Below are 19,814 nucleotides of genomic sequence, written 5' to 3'. Positions count from 1 at the left end.
CAAAAGCAGCGGCAGCAGCGAAACGGAAGGCAATGGAACTGGCTGAAGGCAATCCCCCAGCGAGCGATGAGGCCCCGGCAACAGAAACCGATTCTGTTGCAGGCAGCGATGCTGACGACTTAGCGAAGAAAAAAGCAGCAGCAGTAGCGAAAGCAAAAGCAGCGGCAGCAGCAAAACGGAAAGCAATGGAACAAGCGGGTGGCTCAGATCAAGTAACTGGCACAGGTGACGATGCCCCAGCAGGTGATGATGCAAAAGCGAAGGCAGCGGCGGCAGCCAAAGCAAAGGCAGCAGCGGCAGCGAAGGCGAAGGCAGCGGCAGCAGCCAAGGCAAAAGCAGCCGGAGCAGGAGCCGGATCGGACGCAGCCGCAGGCGGCGATGATGAAAAGGCGAAAGCAATCGCGGCAGCAAAGGCCAAAGCAAAGGCAGCGGCAGCAGCGAAGGCGAAGGCGGCCGGAACCACAAAAGCCGGCGATACAGCAGTAGCCGAAGCCCAAACCCAAACCGCAGCGCCATCACCAAATCAGCCATACTTAGATAAGTATGTAAAAGTGATTGCAGAAAACCTAGGTTTAGATGTTTTAGAAGATTCTTATATTAATAAACTATCCAAAGATGTTCCGACACTTGTGGCGAAGCGTGATACATATTTTAAGTTAGCTCAATTTTTAAAATATAATGAGCTTCTCGGGTTTGACTATCTATCTGAGCTGCATGGAACGGATTATGAAACACATATGGAAGTGTATGTTCACTTGTACTCATACAAAAACCGGCAATCGGTGTCATTAAAAGTGAAGATTGACCGCGATGAACCAACAATCGAGTCCTTGCAGCCAATTTGGGCCGGAGCGAACTGGCCTGAGTGTGAAGCATATGATTTACTTGGAATAAAGTTTACAGGACATCCGAATTTGCATCGGATTTTGCTTGGAGAAGATTGGGTTGGCCATCCACTGCGTAAAGACTATGAACAGTATGATGTGGAGGTGTAACCAATGATCAGAACAGAAGAAATGTTACTAAATGTCGGTCCACAGCATCCTAGTACACACGGAGTATTCCGACTTGTCATTAAAATCGATGGCGAAATCATTACCGAAGCAACGCCTGTCATCGGTTATTTACACCGCGGAACGGAAAAGTTGGCGGAAAACCTGCAATACACGCAAATTATTCCTTATACGGACCGGATGGATTATCTGTCAGCGATGACCAACAACTACGTGATTTGTCATGCTGTTGAAACGATGATGGGGATTCAAGTGCCGGAACGTGCGGACTTCCTGCGCGTAATTGCGATGGAGCTTGGACGAATTGCCAGCCATCTTGTTGCATGGGGCACATACATCCTTGACCTTGGAGCAACAAGCCCATTCATCTATGCCTTCCGTGACCGCGAAATGATTCTCAATATGCTGAACGAATTATCGGGTGCACGTTTGACGTTCAACTATATGCGTGTTGGCGGCGTGAAGTGGGATGCACCTGAAGGCTGGATTGAAAAGGTAAGAGATTTTATCCCATATATGCGCGAACAGCTTGCAGGCTACCATCAGCTTGTCAGCGGCAATGAAATCTTTTTAGACAGGGTAAAGGGAATTGGCAGATATACAAAAGAAGAGGCTATCCACTATTCACTCAGCGGGCCAAATCTGCGCTGCACAGGGGTGAAATGGGATCTTCGTAAAGATGAGCCGTATTCAATTTACAACCGTTTTGACTTTGATGTTCCCACATCGGAGAACGGCGATTGCTTGGCACGCTATAGTCTCCGTCTTGATGAGATAGAAGAATCGCTGAAAATCCTTGAGCAGGCTGTTGAACAATTCCCTGCTGAGGGAGACATTCTTGCTAAGGTGCCGAAAATCATTAAGGCACCAAAAGGTGAAGCATACGTCAGAATCGAATCACCACGTGGAGAAATTGGCTGTTATATTGCCAGTGAAGGTAAAAAAGAGCCGTATCGCTTAAAGTTTAGAAGACCATCATTCTATAATCTGCAAATTCTCCCGAAATTATTAGTAGGCGAAAATATTGCAAATCTGATAGCTATTTTAGGGGCAATTGATATTGTCCTTGGGGAGGTGGACGGCTAATGATGGAAGAGTTGCTCCATTCGAGTCCCGGCTGGGCTAATTTTGGGATCTTCTTTTTACTTGGAGTTGTCTTGCTTTTAGTCGTATTAGGCTTCGTTACCTATGGAATTTTAGCAGAGCGGAAAGTTATGGGTTTCATGCAGCTGCGTCACGGTCCAAATCAACTCGGCGGCCGCTGGGGACTTTTACAAACCGTGGCTGACGTTTTGAAGCTTTTACTGAAAGAGGACATTATCCCGAAGGCAGTCGACCGGCCATTATTTATTCTGGCACCGGTTATTGCGTTTGCACCATCGTTCATGGTACTGGCGACGCTGCCGTTTACCGATAAGTTTCAATTTGCCGATATTGGTGTCGGCTTACTGTATTACATTGCCGTTTCTGGATTAACCGTTTTTGGCATGGTGCTGGGCGGCTGGGCGTCAAATAACAAGTATGCTCTCTTAGGAGGAATGCGTGCGGCGGCACAGATGATTTCTTATGAAATCCCGCTTGTTATGTCCGTTCTTGGGGTTATTTTACTCTCAGGAAGCCTAAACCTAAATGACATCGTGGCGGCTCAGGAGCACGGCTGGTTTATCTTATTACAGCCAATCGGCTTTGTTGTCTTTTTTATCGCATCGATTGCGGAATTAAACCGGACACCATTTGACCTGCCGGAGTCGGAAAATGAACTTGTTGCCGGCTACCACGTTGAGTATTCAGGGTTCCGCTGGGCTTTCTTTATGCTTTCAGAATATGTGTACCTATTTGGTATGTCAGCACTTATTACGGTTGTATTCCTTGGTGGCTGGCTGCCTCCGCTTGAGATTCTTGATTTTATTCCGGGCGCAGTGTGGTTTGCACTTAAATTTAGTGCTGTTGTCTTTGTCTATATTTGGCTGCGTAGTACGCTTCCGCGTTTCCGCGCTGACAGCCTAATGGAATTTGGCTGGAAAATCCTGCTGCCAATCGCCTTGGCAAACATTTTCCTAACCGCCATCCTTAAATCATTATTGGGTGCCTGACACTAATAACCACTTTTATACTGTGATAGCAGTAAAAATGGTGCCTGACACCAATAACAATTTTTAAAATGTAAAAGGGGTGAAAAACGTGCTTGGAGTATTTAAAGGCTTGAAATATACCCTGAAACAATTATCGCGTGAGAAGGTTACGTATGATTATCCAAACGAGCCGCTTCCGCTTCCTGACCGCTTTCGCGGGATTCAAAAGTTTTATCCGGAGAAGTGCATTGTTTGTAATCAGTGTGCACAGATTTGCCCAACGGACTGTATTCAATTAACGGGTAAAAAGCATCCGGACCCAACGAAAAAGGGGAAAATCATTGACACTTACGACATTAACTTTGAAATATGTATCCTCTGTGACCTGTGTACAGAGGTGTGCCCAACAGAAGCTATCATCATGACCAATAACTTCGAGCTCGCTGAATACAGCCGGGACATGTTATTTAAAAACCTTGAATGGTTAGATGAAAACGACGAAAACATACGGCAGGTGAATAAAGCATGACATTTTCAGGTGAATTCCTCGCTTTTATGGGACTCGCACTTGTTGCGATCATCGGCGGCGTGCTTCTATTGAACCTTAACAAAGTGATTCATATGGTCGTTGCCCTCATCTTCACTTTCGTCGCAATTGCCGGAATTTATGTGCTGCTTTCCGCAGAATTTGTGGCAGCCGTACAAATCTTAATTTATTCAGGTGCGATCACGATTATCATGCTGTTTGGTATTATGTTAACGAAACATGATGATGAAAGTGAACCAAAAACGGGCAAATGGCGAAAGTTACTTTTATTCTTAGGGATTGTTGGCTTTGCCTTTGCTGTCTACATCGGGATTTATAACTTTAATATCGATCAAGTCCCGACAAAGCTGCATGAAAACAATACCCTCCAAATTGGGGAAGCACTTTACTCGAAATATATTATTCCGTTTGAGCTAACATCTGTTTTACTATTAGCGGCCTTGGTTGGTTCGATTATTTTGGCAAAAAACGAGAAGAAGGAGGCGGATAAGGAATGAGTTCAGTTCCCGCTTCAGCCTTCCTGGCTCTCGCACTGATATTATTCTGCATTGGGTTATACGGTGCCTTGACGAAAAAGAATACCGTAATTGTGTTGATCTCCTTAGAATTGATGCTGAATGCCGTTAATATTAACTTGGTTACCTTTAGTAAATATGGCATGGCGCCATCGATTACAGGTCAAATCTTCGCCCTGTTTGCCATCTGTGTGGCAGCAGCCGAAGCAGCTGTCGGACTCGCGATCTTGATTTCGCTTTACCGCAGCAAGAAAACCGTTAACATTGACGAAATGAACACAATGAAAAACTAGACAGACAACTTTGGGTGTCAGGCACTACAAAAAGACACTTACCACAATTTGTTCATCACGGACGGATACACTCTGCCTCAAAAAAGAGTGTCCACTCCACGCGAACAAATAGGTGGATTTGTCCACGAAGGGTGTCAGGCACCATTAAAGGGGATAGTGATAATGATGGAAAATGCATGGCTCATACCGCTTTTCCCGCTATTATCGTTTTTGATCCTTCTCCTATTCGGTAAGCGACTGAAGGAGGCGAGTGCATATGTGGGGATTCTTCTCACGTTGGCATCGCTTATCTATTCGATTTTGGTGTTATTTGAGCGCTTTTCAGAGCCAACCTACAGTACGAAGTTTGACTGGCTCACGATAGGAGATCTGCATCTAACAGCGGGCTTTGAAGTGAATCAATTAAATGCATTGATGCTGTTTATCGTATCGCTCGTAAGTTTCTTAGTACATACCTACTCCAAGGGGTACATGCATGGGGATGAGCGGTTTCCGGTATTCTATGCCTATTTAGGATTATTTACATTTGCAATGCTCGGGCTGGTTATTTCGCCAAACCTGTTGCAAACCTATATTTTCTGGGAGCTTGTTGGTGTTGGTTCCTTCCTATTAATCGGTTTCTATTATTACAAAGAAGAAGCAAAGGCTGCTGCGAAAAAGGCGTTCATCATGACTCGTATCGGGGATGTCGGCTTATTCATCGGCATGATCCTGCTCTTCTGGCAAACAAAATCATTTGAATACAGCGAAATCTTTTCTGCAGTGGAAGCAGGGGCTGTATCCCAAACGATGATTACATTAACGGCAATCTTAATTTTTATCGGGGCAGTCGGAAAGTCAGGTCAGTTCCCGCTCCACACATGGCTTCCTGATGCGATGGAAGGTCCGACACCTGTTTCGGCCCTCATCCACGCCGCAACGATGGTTGCCGCTGGGGTGTATTTAGTCGCTGCACTATTCCCACTGTTCTTAGCTAGCAAAACGGCACTGCTAACAATCGCAATCATTGGTGCGGTTACCGCCATCTTTGCGGCAAGCATTGGCATTGTGCAAACCGATATAAAAAGAGTTCTTGCCTATTCAACGGTCAGCCAGCTTGGCTATATGATGCTCGCACTTGGTACTGCTGGTTATGTTGCCGGTGTGTTCCACTTGATGACACACGCATTCTTCAAGGCGCTATTATTCTTGGCTGCCGGTTCCGTGATTCACGCGGTACATACGCAGAATATCGAGGAAATGGGCGGACTTTGGAAAAAGCTGAAGCTGACCGGGCCGCTATTCTTAATCGGAACACTCGCAATCAGCGGTGTACCGGGGCTTTCCGGATTCTTCAGTAAAGATGAAATTCTAATTGCTGCATGGGAAGGCGGACATCCAGTTCTGTTCTTGCTCGCACTGATCGCAGCATTCATGACAGCATTCTATATGTTCCGCCTGTTCTTCATGGTTTTCACCGGTGAAGCTCGCGGTAATCAAAAGCATGTTCACGAATCGCCAAACAACATGACCTACCCAATGATCCTGCTCGGCATCCTAGCAGTCATTGCCGGTTATGTGAACACACCTTGGTTCGGCTCTTTCCTTGGCGACTGGCTCGTCGACGGCAACCCGGCTCTCGGACATGGCCATATTGAAGGCCCGATTTGGATTATGATCGCAGCAACCGTTGTGTCCTTAGCGGGAATCTACCTTGCTTACTTGATGTACTACAAGCGTACAATCGCCCGCAACTGGTTAAGCGGCACGGGGGATACCTTACACACGATTTTACTGAACAAATATTACGTTGATGAGTTTTATCAAATGACAGTGGTGGCTGCGACAAAAGCAATCAGCTATCTTCTACGGTTCATCGACGTCTTCGTTGTCGAAGGACTTGTAAAGGGCGTTGTCGGAATTGTTCAAGGCCTTGGCAAAACCGGTTCGAAAATGCAGACCGGACAGGTTCAAACTTACGGGGCAGTTGCCTTCATCGGACTCGCACTGCTCGCTGTCATCTTTGCGTTAACAGGGGGGTACTTACGATGAATTTGCAATGGGTTTTATCAATTCTAGTATTCTCCCCTTTACTAGGGATTATCGTTTTAGCTTTCATGCCAAAGATGGAAGAAAAAGCAATCAAACTGGTTGGCTTTCTCGCGACCTTGCCGCCATTATTTCTGGCGCTCGCGGCCTATCTCCATTTCCAATGGGGCAAGGACCTCGCTGACTTTGCCGTATCAAAAGACTGGATTCAATTCCGCGGCATGAATGTCCAAGAGCCAATCTACTCGGTTTACTATGAGCTTGGCCTCAGCGGCTTCCAGCTCTTGCTGGTCGTCCTCACCGCCATCGTCGCAACCTTGTCAGCGATTGCCGCTGCAAGATTTGTGAAAAAAGAATGGAAAGGCTATTTCATGCTGTTCCTTCTGTTAGAAATTGGTATGCTTGGCGTGTTTACAGCGGAAAACTTAATCTTGTTCTTCATCTTTTTCGAGGTTACCCTCATCCCGACGTTCTTCTTAATTGGAAAATGGGGCTATTTTGAAAAAGAAAAAGCGGCATACAGCTTCTTAATTTATAACGGTTTAGGCTCAGCAGTGCTCCTAATCGTGATTATGATTCTGTTTGCCAAAACAGGCACAACCAACATTGATTTATTGACACAAATAATGGCCGATCCAAGTGCACCGCTTTCCAGCGACCTAAAACTTGGACTTCTTATCGCCCTATTAATAGCATTCGGTGTAAAATTGCCGATTTTCCCATTGCACAGCTGGATGCTGAAGGTGCACGTTCAAGCACCGCCATCTGTAGTTATGATTCACTCTGGGATTCTATTAAAAATTGGTGCGTACGGCTTAATTCGTTTTGGAATGGGGATTTTTCCCGAGCAGTTTGAGACACTTAGCGTGCTTATCGCTGTCCTTGGAGTGATTAACCTCCTCTACGGAGCGTTCCTGGCGTTCATTCAAGCAGACTTTAAAATGGTTTTGGCTTATTCATCTATTTCACATATGGGAATCGTGCTGATCGGACTTGCGGCAATGAATGAGGCCGGGGTGCAAGGAGCAATTTTCCAAGTGGTTTCACACGGATTGATTTCCGCTTTATTGTTCTTCCTGGTTGGCGTCTTGTACGAGCGTACCGATACATCGCTTATCGAAAATCTTGGCGGAATGGCGAAAGGAATGCCGATTGCCGCAGGCTTCTTGCTTGCCGGCGGGATGGCGTCACTCGGACTGCCTGGAATGTCCGGATTTGTCAGCGAATTTATGGCCTTCCTTGGGCTGTTTAAGGAGTTGCCGTGGATTGCCGCTGTCGGTACGATCGGCATAATCATGACGGCCGCTTACTTGCTGAGAGCAGTCTTAGGGATCACGTATGGCAAAGCACATCGTGAATTTACAGGCGTTCTTGACTTAAAAGGCGTCGAATTCGTGCCAGTCGTAGTTCTTATGGCATTAATTGTGTTAATCGGTGTTTATCCAAGTGTTCTAAGCTCTCCGCTGCAAACTACACTTGAAACTATCATGTTAGGGTTAGGAGGGTGATGAAGGATGGATTTAGAGACATTGAAATCATTTAACTGGAGTGTCATGACACCAGAGTTCATCATCCTTGGTGTGACAGCACTACTTACATTGTTAGATTTATTTATGTCGAAAAAACAAGATCGCCGAATCCTCGGCTGGATTGGAATTGTTGGAATTTTTGCAGCCATCATCTCTGTTACCAGCCTGCTTGGTACAGAGGCTACATCGATTTTAGATGATACCTTCACGCTTGATGCGTTCGGGAAGTCCTTTAAATTAATCCTGCTTGCCGGTGCTGCGCTAGTGATGTTTTTAGCAATCAGCTATGAGGCAAAGGATGGACTCGAGGAATATCGCGGTGAGTTTTATTACTTGTTCTTAACAGCCTTGCTCGGTGCGATGATTATGACATCAAGCGGCGACTTAATCACGTTATTTGTTGGATTAGAATTGTTATCAATTTCTTCCTATATATTAGCGGGTATCCGCAAGCACAATTTAAAGTCTAACGAATCGGCGATGAAATATGTCATCAACGGAGGCATTTCCACAGCGATCACGTTGTTTGGGATGAGCTATGTGTACGGCTTATCCGGATCAACCAACCTATTCGAAATCGCAAACATATTGTCGGGGATTACCGATGGTCAACAGGCCTACCTGCTCGGTCTTGCTTTCTTGATGATTCTCGTAGGTTTATCGTTTAAATTGGCAGCGGCTCCGTTCCATATGTGGGCACCTGACGTGTACCAAGGCGCACCAACACCAGTCACCGCCTTCTTAAGCGTCATTTCGAAAACAGCCGGTTTTGTCATCATCATTCGCATCCTGATTGCGGTATTTTACAATGCTGCACCGGGGGTTAGTGGTGAGGGCATCCTATTCCAAATGCACGATTATCTTGCTGTCATTGCCGCTGTTACGATGATTATCGGTAACGTTGTCGCATTGAAGCAAACAAATATTAAACGGATGTTCGCGTATTCCAGTATCGCCCATGCCGGATATATTCTGGTAGCGCTAACGACATTGAGCTCGAATATGATCTATTCCATCTGGTTCTACCTGCTTGCCTACATGTTAATGAACCTTGGCGCTTTTGCGGTGATCCAAGTGGTGGCAGGTCAGTCGGATGAGGCACGAATTGCTGACTTTGCCGGTCTTTACCGCCGCTCACCGGTTCTTGCCGTGCTTATGGGAATTTTACTCGTTTCCTTGGCAGGCTTCCCAGGCACAGCCGGGTTCATCGGAAAATTAAACATCTTTGTCGGCGCCTTTTACGGAACACCGCACTATGTGCTCGCGTCGATCATGATTGCAACAACCGTCGTGTCATACTTCTATTATTTCGGCGTCATGACACAAATGTTCTTCCGACCGGCAAGCGACGAACGTAAGCTGAACATTCCATTCGGCATCGTCGTCGTCCTGCTCGTCGCGGTCGTCGGCTCCGTCCTGTTCGGCATCATGCCAAACATCGCACTCGACTTCTTGAACAACCTGCAGTAATCTTTTGGTAAAAGGAAACATGGGCCCCTGGTCAAACCTAGAGATTGTGCGATAATTAGGTAATACGTTTAGTTTTTTTCATGGGCTCAAACCTTGGGCTCGTGTAAAGATAGGTAATTTTAATTCAAGGGCCTCAAACCTTGAGCTCGTGTAAAAAACAATATTGATATTTTTAATTTATGGGTTTACCACCTAGGGCTTGTGCTGAAATAGGGAGAAACATTCTCTAGGTGTTTAAACTATGGCTGGCTCCTTTGGGGAAGGGAGCCGGCGTCAAATTAAAGGGGTTTTATATTTAAGAAGAGGTTAGGGCATTTGCTCTAATCTTTTCTTTTTTTTGTGAGGGTTCTCTAGATTCCGCTAACATTACTCATTAATTCCGCGATGACTATTTAATCTGTGTAATTGTCATAAAGTTGTCACAAATACGACGAATATAGAAAAATTCAGAAACTGTTACACCTTTCCGTCGTCTATATGTTAGAATAGTCTTTGTGTGTATCAAGGAGGTGGCAGAATGATAAATGATTTCGGGCAAATGGCGTTAATCAGCATCTTGTCACATTTGGTGTTTATTGCGATTTCCTGGTGGGCGCTGCAAGCGGTTCGTTTAGATAAGCTTCTACGGCCAAACCATGTGTTTCAAGCGCGATTACTGTACATATTATTAGCTATTTTCATTGGATCATCTGTTAGTAACTTTTTCCTTGATTACCTGCAATGGTCGAAACAACTGCCATTAATTTTTAATTAGCGGTGACATTCGGCAGGCTTCTTATAAAATTGGAAAAAATTTAGGTCTTCATACATGTTCCCAATTGCAGAAATTTTGAGTACAATCGAGTTTATGTGGAAAGCTAAGATTGTCCCAAATTTGGAAATGACAAAGAAGTAACATATTCTAATGCTATTTTCCTTGGCCAAAAAATGGCATACGTTACAAAGTGCGGTTTTTGGAACTAAAATTGAGCTGTTTCATTCACGAGTTTGGAAGTGACCCAAAGATATTGATTCTCTGCTTTGAAACTTGTCTAAAAGTGACGACATTTCCCAAGTATTGCTCTCTCGCTGCCTGGCAACAATGGTAGTAAGGGGGAGTAAAGAGATGAAGAGAAATGTTAAGCAATTTTTATACATGATTTCGATTTTGAGTTTGATTCTGGTTGTTATTGGGAACCGAACGACTGAAGCAACGGGAGGTCTGGATTTTTTTCGAGCTGAACAGGGCACCGAAGCCGGCAAAGAACTTTTTCACAAGTCGGATATAGGCGACGTTGGCTCACCATCCGTTAATGCGAAAAGGAAGGCGGGCGGCAGCTTGTCGATTTTTCCAGAAAGCACGAGCGATTTAGGAAAAATAGGCGCTGTATTACAAGCCGATGATATTTTGCTCACGGATTGGTCTTTTTATGCACGGGAGCATGTGACCGGCATGAAGAGTGAGCGGGAGATTCAGGAATATGCGCGTAAGCTTCAGGAAAAGTTTCCCGATTGGGAATGGTCTGTAACGAACACCAGCCAAAAATGGGAAGTAACAGCAATATCTCCAACTAAACACCACAAAGAAATGCTGCAAATTATGGCAACCCACACAAAACAACCTGTAAATGCGTATATAGTATATAGTGTTAATGGTAAAGGGTGGAATAAGGCTGATAAAGCCTATTTCACTAGTAATGAATTGAAAAATAGGCTATCCGACATATTTCGAGGAAAACCAACAGTTTTTTCTTGTATGATGGGCGTTTTCAATGATAAGATGGATACGGCTTTACCTGTAGCAGTAAGCAAATTACTGTCTAGTTTTGATGCAAAAAAAATCGAAGCGTTAAAAGAGGACACATTCATGTCTGTTTCGGCATCATCGTCGATGTTTTCAGACTTCATAGATCAACGGAAAAATAACATGAATTTGCAAATTGGCGTACGCTCCGAAGGATTGGGCGCAAAGACTACCATTGTAGTTGGCACACCAATCATTACGATTGAATATTAATATAGAGAAAATGGACGCGGAGGGGAATACTCTTGGAAAAGATCATCGTCCGCGGCGGACAAAGGCTTTATGGAACGGTAAAAGTGGAAGGTGCAAAAAATGCCGTGTTGCCTGTTATCGCTGCAACATTATTAGCAAGTGATGGAAAAAGTGTAATTCGTGATGTACCTACACTCTCCGATGTATACACAATAAATGAAGTTTTACGTAACTTAAATGCTCAAGTGGTATTTGAAGATAATACAGTTGTTGTCGATGCATCCAGAGAGTTAAAAGATGAAGCGCCATTCGAATATGTTCGAAAAATGCGCGCGTCTGTTCTTGTCATGGGATCATTGTTGGCACGTAATGGCCGGGCACGTGTTGCTCTACCTGGAGGCTGTGCGATTGGATCCCGTCCTATTGACCAGCACCTAAAGGGCTTTGAAGCCATGGGTGCGACGGTGAAGGTAGGAAATGGCTTTATTGAAGCGGAGGTAGACGGCCGCTTAAAGGGAGCAAAGATTTACTTGGATTTCCCAAGTGTTGGTGCAACAGAAAACATTATGATGGCGGCGACCCTTGCACAGGGTACGACCATTATTGAAAACGTCGCAAAAGAACCAGAGATTGTAGACTTGGCGAATTTCTTGAATAAAATGGGCGCTCGAGTGAAAGGTGCCGGTACGGGTACTTTGAGGATTGAGGGCGTTGATGTATTATTTGGCGCGGATCATGCCATTATTCCTGACCGCATCGAGGCAGGTACCTTTATGACTGCTGCGGCGATTACCGGCGGAAATGTATTGGTACAAGGTGCGGTTCCTGAACACTTATCTTCTTTGATTGCGAAAATGGAAGAGATGGGTGTTACGATTGTTGAGGAAGAGGATGGCGTTCGTGTCATCGGTCCTGAGCGGTTGAAGGCGGTCGACATCAAAACGATGCCGCATCCAGGCTTCCCAACAGATATGCAGTCGCAAATGATGGCGTTATTGCTTCGTGCAGAAGGGACTTCGATGATTACAGAAACGGTGTTTGAGAACCGTTTTATGCACGTCGAGGAATTCCGCCGCATGAATGCGGATATTAAAATTGAAGGCCGTTCGGTTATTTTAAATGGCCCTTCGAATTTACAAGGCGCTGAAGTGTCAGCAACGGATTTACGGGCAGCAGCTGCGTTGATTTTGACTGGCTTAGTTTCTGAAGGTGTGACACGCGTGACGGAGTTGAAACACTTAGACCGCGGTTACGTGAACTTCCACGGCAAGCTGGCAGGATTAGGCGCTGATATCGAACGCGTTAAAGAAGCTACCGAAATCTTTGTTGAAACTCAAAACTATATTTCTGATATGAATGCATAAATAATATTAAAAGAATCCCGAAGTGTGTGTGGTGGTCTGATATCAGACCGACCCAACCTTCGGGATTTTTTGTTGTAGTGATAGTAGGTGTACGGTGTGGTGTGGGATTGTGGTGTCAGGGACGGTCAGGAACCGTTTCCTACTTTAACATCATGAATATTATGGAATGGGTGTCAGGCACCGTTTACCTTATTGCCACGTTGCTTATCGCGTGTTGGTTAAACATTTACCCTATTTTTACTATGCATATTGCGTTTACGGTGCCTGACACCCTTTTTATCTTTGCTACCTTGTATACAAAGTTTTCAGTGACTGACTCCAGTCGCATAGTTAGAAAAAATCTGTAATAAATGCTTGTCCGCTTCCATATGTATGAATGGAGACGCATCTCGGCTTGTTAGTGCCGGCTGCGAATTTTACAAACTGGAGGCACAATCATGGAAAAAATCAAACCACTCATCGTACTAGCATCATTCCTTATTGCTCTGACCCTCATTATTCCCGCTATGCTCGTTTTACCGTTTTCTGCCGAGCATCAGGCGAGGGGAAAATTAGGGGAAGATTTAACAAAAGCCTCGGCTAAAGAAACGAAATCGGCCCCTACCTCTACCGCTGATTCAGATACGGAAGTAGAAATAGCAGTGTTTCGCTCCTCAAAAAAAATAATTGAAAAAGTCCCGTTCGAAGATTATCTTGTTGGGGTTGTAGCAGCGGAAATGCCGGCAGATTTTAAAGAAGAAGCATTAAAGGCTCAGGCGTTAGCGGCAAGGACCTATATCGTAAACAGATTAGTAAGTAAGGATACGATGGGTGTACCGAAGGGAGCACAGGTCACTGACACCCAAATCCATCAGGTATACATGAATGATGAAGAAATGAGGAGAAATTGGGGCAAGGATTATAGTTGGAAAAAGGAAAAAGTTCTTGAAGCAGTCCGGACGACGGGCGGACAAATTTTGACCTACGATGGAAAGCCGATCGATGCCCTTTTCTTCTCCACAGGGAATGGCTATACAGAAAACTCGGAAGACTACTGGTCAGGTAATATTCCTTATTTAAGAAGTGTATCGAGTCCATGGGATAAAAAGTCACCGAAATTTTCAAATCAAAAGGTGTTGTCGATTAAAGAGTTTGAAGCAATGCTTGGTGTTAAGATTGGCTCGGGGTCCACGATTGGAAAAATTGTTGAGCGTACCACAGGAAAGCGTGTCGGAAAAGTCGATTTTAACGGGAAGGTACTGTCTGGAAAAGATATCCGCGAAAAGCTTGACCTGAAATCGTCTGACTTTGCCTGGGAGCGTAAGGGTGAAAATATTGTGATCACGACAAAAGGCTTCGGCCACGGCGTCGGCATGAGCCAGTACGGTGCGAACGGTATGGCCGAGGAAGGTTCGAATTATAAGGACATTGTAAAGCACTATTACCAGGGTGTGGAGATTACCTCGGCGGAGCCGATGATGGCGACGATTACGGCGCAGAAATAAGGGAAAGATTGTTAAGCCAGGCTGCCCGCCTGGTTTTTTAGCTGATATGAGGGTGAATTTTTGGAAGTGGACAGTAAAATAGGAAAAGTGGAAAGTAAATGGTGGAAAGTGGACAGTAAAATGCCAAAGTGGAAAGTAAATCCCCGGAACCGGAAAGTAAAATGTTCAAAGTGGGCAGTAAATAGAAAAGTCCATTCAATAGGGTGATTTAAATGGACCTTCGATAAAGAATCCTCAATAAAAAAGGTCAAGATATTAGATAAGACACGGGGATTTCACAAAAAAGTCATAATTTGCTGTCAATTTTTGCAGGAAAATGGCACAAAACAAGAGAAAAAAGTACTCAAAAAAAGGACTGATGTCATTGATAGAAGAATGCAGCAACATATCATTAAGAGTTCAAAAATTAGAAGCTCTTCTTAACGGGAGACTGCCTAACCAACATCCGGTTTGGCCTGATGTCATGAACGAATATAAAAGCAGGACGGCAGGTCAACGGGGAGAGAAATCCCTTTACTTTCACTTAAGCATGTTGCTCGATTCCAAATACCAAATTTACCACGGTATTCGCCTTCAATATAGGGGTTACTATTTTCAAATTGACTTCCTCGTTCTTTGCACGGCCTTTGCATTAGTTCTTGAAGTGAAAAACAGGAGCGGTGAATTAAAGTTTGAAAAAGAATTTAATCAGTCTACCTGTAAAAAGAACGGACAGGAAGAAAGAATCAAGAATCCTGTTTTACAAGCTAAACTTCAAGCAAGGAAACTAAGAGGCTGGTTAAAGGATCATAATATCGAGATTCCTATTCCCTATCTTTTTGTAAATTGTAATGATAAAACACTAATCCTATCCGACCCCCAAAATGAACAAATTACAAGTCATATTTGCAATAGTGAAGTTTTAATAGAAAAAATAGATCAAATAGCAAATTACTATAAAATAGATAAATTAGATGCTAAAGAGCTGCGAAAACTAAAACGGCTCTTGCTTTCGAAGCACACTCCTGAAAATCCTGATATACTGAAACAATTCAATCTATCTCCTAATGAAATCCTCACCGGGGTAAAATGTCCAATATCTAATTTTTTACCAGTCAATTATCAGTACGGAACCTGGCGCTGTCCGAAATGTAATATGAAGTCTAAAACAGCACATATCCCGGCAATCAACGATCATTTTCTTTTAATCAAACCAACGATTACAAACGCTGAGCTTCGAGCGTTCCTCCATATCGATTCCATTAGAATAACAGGAAAAATTTTAGTATCAATGAATTTACCTTTCACAGGCAAATTCAGAGATAGAGTTTATTTTTTTCAAAAATAAAACCACCGCAAAACCGCAGTGGCTACATTCCACGAACCCGCCCAAGCATTCCCCCAAGCCCTGTAAATTTTCCTTTAAACAATGCCCCGCGCACAAAATAGAAGCAAACGGCAATTCCAGTGAAGTCTTTCACCAGATCAAGCCATGACGCGGAGCGGTATGAATAGAACGATTGGTGGATTTCATCACTCACACCGTATAGGGCAGCAATCACAGCGCAGGCCAAATTCAGCGCTGGCGTGAACGGACTGTGGCGTGTTAAAAAGGCGAGCACGAGCAGGACATACAAAATCGCGAACTCTATTAAATGTAGGGATTCTTTAATGTAGTGGTCGATTGTTGAATTGGGCAGCTCAACAAATTGATTGGATGGCAGGCTCGACATAATCCAAATCGCCGCTATATATAAAACAGGAAGCACCCTCAATACCCATTTACCGATTTTCATAATAAGTTCCTCCTATGTGATAAATATATGCAAACCATTTGCAGCTCCATAAGCAAGAATAAAATAGGAAATGCCCAATATTCAATTAAAGGCTGCATCTATTTTTACCCGCGAAAAAATTTTTCCACCTTTGATGCATAAAATCATTCACACTGTCGAAAAATAAGTTTTAAAAAAATTTTTTTACTAGTGTATATAATTCTACTTATCTGTTCAGAATGATTGCTGAGGTGATGAAAATGAGAGAGGAAGAAAACAAACGATCTTCTCAAAGTTCCAGCGTTAAACGCTTTTTCAAAAAGCGTTGGGTATTTCCAGCCATCTATATCGCAAGTGCAGCAATCATTTTAACCGGGGTTCTATGGTATCAAGCGAGCAGCAATACTGATAAGTATGATTACAAGTCCACGGACCTTGCCGGTAAAAAGAACGAAACACCAGCCGTTGAAGTCAACAAAACATTCGAAAACTTCAAAATGCCGGTGGCCAAAGCCGATGAGGCTGTCGTGAAAATGAAATTCTATGATTTCAATGCAAAAGCAGAAGACCAGGAAGCGGCATTAGTGTTTTACAACAATAGCTACCTACAAAGCACTGGTATCGACCTGGCAATGAAAAACGGCGAAACGTTTGATGTTACAGCATCACTTAGCGGTAAAGTTATACGTGTTGAAGAAGATGCAACCCTCGGAAACGTTATTGAAATTGAACACGACAAAGGTATTGTAACACAATATCAATCTGTTAAAGACATAAAAGTTAAGGTTGGCGACCAAGTAAAACAGGGACACGTCCTTGCCAAGGCTGGGCAAAGCTTGTTCAATGAAAAAGCTGGAACACATGTACATTTTGAAATTCGTAAAGACGGCGTAGCTGTAAACCCAACAAGCTACTTTGAAAAATCGTTAAACACATTACAAGAAGAAAAAGTTTCTGACGAAAAAAAATCAATAGAGGCTCCGGGCCAAAAACAACAAGAAAAGGTTGAAGACATTGAAAAGTCTACAGATGACGAACAGTCAACTGACAAACAAGACGGATCTTCAAAGTCCAAAGAAAACCAAAATTCTTAATATCGTAACAAAGGGGAAGGGGAATACTTTTCCTCTTTTTTTGTTTTGGGGTAAATTTACGCAAAAAAACATCCAGCGAAAATGCCGGATGCGTCAAATGGGGGTTTTAAGTGTGAATATACATATCTTACACTAAGTATATGAACAAAATATGACGAAACATTTAAGGTTTCTAAAATAAATCACTAGAAACCATTTGGTATAAAAATTTGAAAAAAAATTTACGTGTTTTGGCGTTTATGCTGCTTTTAAGCAACCGTTTCAGGGGAAAATTTACGTGTTCAGCTACCTAAATCCACAGAATAGGCTAGTACTTTGTGGATTCTTTTATATATAAATAGACCTAAATTCAGTGAATAGCTGGATTTTTTTTCTTTTTATAGCATATAAGATTTATAATAGGAATAAAAGGAGGGGGTTTATTTGAAAAAATTAGTTACGATTCTTTTCCTGCTAGTAGCTTTTGCACTTGTTGGCTGCAGTAAGGAACCGACGCCGGAGGAACGATTTTCTGACTACATAGCACTTTGGAACAAGCAAAAGTTTGATAAGATGTATGATTACCTTTCAAAAGATTCAAAACAAAACATCACCAAAGAAGAATTTACAAACCGCTATCAAAAAGTATACGAAGACCTTCAGATTACTGACCTCAAGATTGACTTTAAAAAGCCAAAAAAGGAAAAGGAAGCAAAGGAGCAAGTCCACTATTCTTTTACCGCAAAAATGAACAGCATCGCAGGAGCTATTCAATTTACCCAAAAAGCTAAATTGCAAGAGGAAAAAAGAGACGATAAAAAGAACTGGTATGTAGACTGGAATACGGAATATATTTTTCCAAAATTAAAGGAAGGCGACACGATTGGCATGAGCACGGTTACGCCGAAACGGGGGGAGATCCTTGACCGAGATGGTAACGGGCTGGCGGTGAATGGCCAGGTGTATGAGGTAGGCGTAGTTGCCGGGAAGGCGGATGAGGCAGTTTTAGAGCCGCTCTCTGCACTGTTGAAGATGTCGAAGGAGCAGATTAATAAGGTGCTCGGCGCGAGCTGGGTAAAGCCGGGGATGTTTGTGCCGTTGAAGAAGGTTTCGATGGACGATAAGGAGCGGATTGCTCAACTGGTAGCGCTTGAGCCTGTACAGACGCGCAAGGTAGGGGCGAGGATTTACCCTTACGGTCAGGCAGCGGCACAGCTTGTGGGCTATGTCGGTGCGATTACGGAGGACGAGCTTGCTAAGCGAAAGGATAAGGGCTACACGAGCCGGGATGTGATTGGAAAGCGAGGGCTTGAGCAGGTGCTGGATGAGCAGCTGAAGGGCACGAGCGGTGTGAAAATTGTCATCAAGAAGAAGGCAGGAGCTGGTGGTGCGGCTTCGGAGGATGTAGTGCTTGCAGAAAAGCCGGTGGTCGATGGGAAGGACGTAAAGCTGACGATTGATGCCGATGTGCAGGCGGCGGTGTTTGAGGAGCTTGCGGGTGAGGCCGGAACGGTGGCAGCGATGAATCCTGTGACCGGCGAGACGCTGGCGCTTGCCAGCAGCCCATCGTTTGACCCGAATCAGGCGGCGCTTGGTTTCTCTGCAGAAGAGTGGAAGGCCATGCAGGAGGATAAGCAGCAGCCTTTGACGACACGGTTTAAACAGACCTATGCGCCGGGCTCGGTGTTGAAGCCGTTAACTGCTGCGGTGGGGCTGGCTAATGGAGCGATTAAGCCTAGTGAGGCGGTGCCAATCCTCGGGGCGCAATGGCAAAAGGATAAGTCGTGGGGCGGCTACTTTGTGACCAGGGTGCATGCGGGGACCGAATCGGTGGATTTGGAGAAGGCCCTCGTGCTTTCTGACAATATTTATTTTGCCCAAGCCGCGTTGAAAATAGGGAAAGATGCATTTGTAGATGGGCTGAAGAAGTTTGGCTTTGAGGAGGAGCTTGGGTATACGTTTCCGCTTGAAAAATCGGTGACGGGTTCCCTCGGCAATGACATTGCGCTTGCTGATTCGGGTTATGGGCAAGGGCAGGTCCAAATGAGTATCGTTCACTTGCTCTCGACCTATACGCCGTTTGTGAGTGGCAATAGCGGTAATATGATCAAACCGGTTCTATTGGCGGACGAAAAGCAGGGGCAGGTGCTAAAGGAAGCGGTGGTGTCGGGTGAACATGCCGGATTGATTGCAGCGGATTTACGGAAGGTTGTGGGCGACGCGAGCGGGACGGCCCATGCCGCTGAAATGGCCGATTATCCTTTGGCGGGCAAGACGGGTACGGCGGAGATTAAACAGAAGCAGGGCGAAACTGGGGTCGAAAATGGCTGGTTCATCGCCTACAACACGAATGAGCCGAATCTGATGGTCGCCATGATGGTGGAAGATGTCCAAGGCCGCGGCGGCTCTGGAATCCCAGTAAAATTAGTCAAAAACATCTTTACAAAAATAAAATAGAATTGGTTTGGTGTTAGAGTTGGGTGTCAGGCACCAATAATACTATGCTGGTAGTTGTAATGGTGTCAGGCACCAAATCCCTCAGCTCGATTTTTTGCTGCTCGGTCGCTTAGAGGTGTTCTAAGAGCCCGAACCCGATAAAAAAGAGTAAGAATGGTCGTTTAAAGGAGTTCTAAGAGCCCGAAAATGATAAAAAAGACTCACGACGGTTGCTTAGGGAGGTTCTAAACGCCCGAACCC

General features: G+C 44.4%; 17 protein-coding genes. 16 read left to right on the top strand and 1 reads right to left on the bottom strand.

Features of this window, described 5'->3' with window-relative positions; all coding sequences use genetic code 11:
* The 14 genes from V7150_RS01115 to V7150_RS01050 all read left to right on the top strand — a co-directional run.
* A partial coding sequence (locus tag V7150_RS01115) for an NADH-quinone oxidoreductase subunit C (protein ID WP_335512782.1) occupies positions 1 to 995 on the top strand: 995 nt, incomplete at its 5' end.
* Positions 996 to 998: 3 nt separating this feature from the next.
* Entirely contained in the window at positions 999 to 2,099 is a 1,101-nt protein-coding gene (locus V7150_RS01110) for an NADH-quinone oxidoreductase subunit D (protein ID WP_335512780.1), read from the top strand.
* Positions 2,099 to 3,106, top strand: a complete 1,008-nt coding sequence (gene nuoH / locus V7150_RS01105; protein WP_335512778.1) for an NADH-quinone oxidoreductase subunit NuoH — start codon at positions 2,099 to 2,101, stop codon at positions 3,104 to 3,106. The genes V7150_RS01110 and nuoH overlap by 1 nt, the downstream gene beginning before the upstream one ends.
* 88 nt (positions 3,107 to 3,194) lie before the next feature.
* The gene (gene nuoI, locus V7150_RS01100) at positions 3,195 to 3,614 is read left to right on the top strand and encodes an NADH-quinone oxidoreductase subunit NuoI (protein ID WP_007086146.1); all 420 of its coding nucleotides are present in this window, start codon (positions 3,195 to 3,197) and stop codon (positions 3,612 to 3,614) included.
* Positions 3,611 to 4,129 (top strand): NADH-quinone oxidoreductase subunit J, encoded by a 519-nt coding sequence (locus V7150_RS01095; RefSeq protein WP_283920768.1) that lies wholly within the window; start codon positions 3,611 to 3,613, stop codon positions 4,127 to 4,129. The genes nuoI and V7150_RS01095 overlap by 4 nt, the downstream gene beginning before the upstream one ends.
* Positions 4,126 to 4,440, top strand: a complete 315-nt coding sequence (gene nuoK / locus V7150_RS01090; RefSeq protein WP_335512774.1) for an NADH-quinone oxidoreductase subunit NuoK — start codon at positions 4,126 to 4,128, stop codon at positions 4,438 to 4,440. Before V7150_RS01095 ends, nuoK begins: the two co-directional genes overlap by 4 nt.
* Before the next feature lie 162 nt (positions 4,441 to 4,602).
* Entirely contained in the window at positions 4,603 to 6,471 is a 1,869-nt protein-coding gene (gene nuoL, locus V7150_RS01085; protein ID WP_335512771.1) for an NADH-quinone oxidoreductase subunit L, read from the top strand.
* Positions 6,468 to 7,976: an NADH-quinone oxidoreductase subunit M gene (locus V7150_RS01080; RefSeq protein ID WP_335512769.1), complete on the top strand. Its 1,509-nt coding sequence runs from the start codon at positions 6,468 to 6,470 to the stop codon at positions 7,974 to 7,976. The genes nuoL and V7150_RS01080 overlap by 4 nt, the downstream gene beginning before the upstream one ends.
* Positions 7,977 to 7,982: 6 nt before the next feature.
* Positions 7,983 to 9,467, top strand: coding sequence for an NADH-quinone oxidoreductase subunit NuoN (nuoN, locus tag V7150_RS01075; RefSeq protein WP_335512767.1), 1,485 nt, complete (start codon positions 7,983 to 7,985; stop codon positions 9,465 to 9,467).
* A 517-nt stretch (positions 9,468 to 9,984) separates the two neighbouring features.
* A complete protein-coding gene (locus tag V7150_RS01070; protein WP_335512765.1) occupies positions 9,985 to 10,221 on the top strand; it encodes a DUF1146 family protein in 237 nt (78 codons plus the stop codon).
* 351 nt (positions 10,222 to 10,572) lie between these two features.
* Positions 10,573 to 11,463 (top strand): YwmB family TATA-box binding protein, encoded by an 891-nt coding sequence (locus V7150_RS01065; RefSeq protein ID WP_335512764.1) that lies wholly within the window; start codon positions 10,573 to 10,575, stop codon positions 11,461 to 11,463.
* Between the two features lie 32 nt (positions 11,464 to 11,495).
* A complete protein-coding gene (gene murA, locus V7150_RS01060) occupies positions 11,496 to 12,806 on the top strand; it encodes a UDP-N-acetylglucosamine 1-carboxyvinyltransferase (RefSeq protein ID WP_335512762.1) in 1,311 nt (436 codons plus the stop codon).
* Between the two features lie 437 nt (positions 12,807 to 13,243).
* Positions 13,244 to 14,290 (top strand): stage II sporulation protein D, encoded by a 1,047-nt coding sequence (gene spoIID / locus V7150_RS01055; RefSeq protein WP_335512760.1) that lies wholly within the window; start codon positions 13,244 to 13,246, stop codon positions 14,288 to 14,290.
* 358 nt (positions 14,291 to 14,648) lie between these two features.
* Complete coding sequence (locus V7150_RS01050; protein WP_335512758.1) at positions 14,649 to 15,617, top strand: nuclease-related domain-containing protein; 969 nt, start codon at positions 14,649 to 14,651, stop codon at positions 15,615 to 15,617.
* 22 nt (positions 15,618 to 15,639) lie between these two features.
* Here V7150_RS01050 and V7150_RS01045 read toward each other — a convergent pair whose 3' ends face one another.
* Positions 15,640 to 16,065: a VanZ family protein gene (locus tag V7150_RS01045; RefSeq protein WP_335512756.1), complete on the bottom strand. Its 426-nt coding sequence runs from the start codon at positions 16,063 to 16,065 to the stop codon at positions 15,640 to 15,642.
* Between the two features lie 239 nt (positions 16,066 to 16,304).
* Here V7150_RS01045 and V7150_RS01040 point away from each other — a divergent pair, with 239 nt between their 5' ends.
* Positions 16,305 to 17,138, top strand: a complete 834-nt coding sequence (locus V7150_RS01040; protein ID WP_335512754.1) for a M23 family metallopeptidase — start codon at positions 16,305 to 16,307, stop codon at positions 17,136 to 17,138.
* Between the two features lie 423 nt (positions 17,139 to 17,561).
* Complete coding sequence (locus V7150_RS01035) at positions 17,562 to 19,574, top strand: penicillin-binding transpeptidase domain-containing protein (protein ID WP_335512752.1); 2,013 nt, start codon at positions 17,562 to 17,564, stop codon at positions 19,572 to 19,574.
* The last annotated feature ends 240 nt before the right edge of the window (positions 19,575 to 19,814 follow it).

The sequence above is a fragment of the Neobacillus drentensis genome (genome assembly GCF_036965245.1).
GTDB classification, from domain to species: Bacteria; Bacillota; Bacilli; order Bacillales; family Cytobacillaceae; genus Neobacillus; species Neobacillus drentensis_G.
Note: the sequence above shows the minus strand (reverse complement) of the source record. Positions and strands in the feature narration are given on the sequence as shown.

Bases quoted from the DNA above. Each gene is read 5' to 3' on its own strand.
- V7150_RS01110 (WP_335512780.1), top strand. From the start codon at position 999: ATGATCAGAACAGAAGAAATGTTACTAAATGTCGGTCCACAGCATCCT.
- nuoH (WP_335512778.1), top strand. From the start codon at position 2,099: ATGATGGAAGAGTTGCTCCATTCGAGTCCCGGCTGGGCTAATTTTGGG.
- V7150_RS01095 (WP_283920768.1), top strand. From the start codon at position 3,611: ATGACATTTTCAGGTGAATTCCTCGCTTTTATGGGACTCGCACTTGTT.
- nuoK (WP_335512774.1), top strand. From the start codon at position 4,126: ATGAGTTCAGTTCCCGCTTCAGCCTTCCTGGCTCTCGCACTGATATTA.
- nuoL (WP_335512771.1), top strand. From the start codon at position 4,603: ATGATGGAAAATGCATGGCTCATACCGCTTTTCCCGCTATTATCGTTT.
- V7150_RS01080 (WP_335512769.1), top strand. From the start codon at position 6,468: ATGAATTTGCAATGGGTTTTATCAATTCTAGTATTCTCCCCTTTACTA.
- nuoN (WP_335512767.1), top strand. From the start codon at position 7,983: ATGGATTTAGAGACATTGAAATCATTTAACTGGAGTGTCATGACACCA.
- V7150_RS01070 (WP_335512765.1), top strand. From the start codon at position 9,985: ATGATAAATGATTTCGGGCAAATGGCGTTAATCAGCATCTTGTCACAT.
- V7150_RS01065 (WP_335512764.1), top strand. From the start codon at position 10,573: ATGAAGAGAAATGTTAAGCAATTTTTATACATGATTTCGATTTTGAGT.
- spoIID (WP_335512760.1), top strand. From the start codon at position 13,244: ATGGAAAAAATCAAACCACTCATCGTACTAGCATCATTCCTTATTGCT.
- V7150_RS01050 (WP_335512758.1), top strand. From the start codon at position 14,649: ATGTCATTGATAGAAGAATGCAGCAACATATCATTAAGAGTTCAAAAA.
- V7150_RS01045 (WP_335512756.1), bottom strand. From the start codon at position 16,065: ATGAAAATCGGTAAATGGGTATTGAGGGTGCTTCCTGTTTTATATATA.
- V7150_RS01040 (WP_335512754.1), top strand. From the start codon at position 16,305: ATGAGAGAGGAAGAAAACAAACGATCTTCTCAAAGTTCCAGCGTTAAA.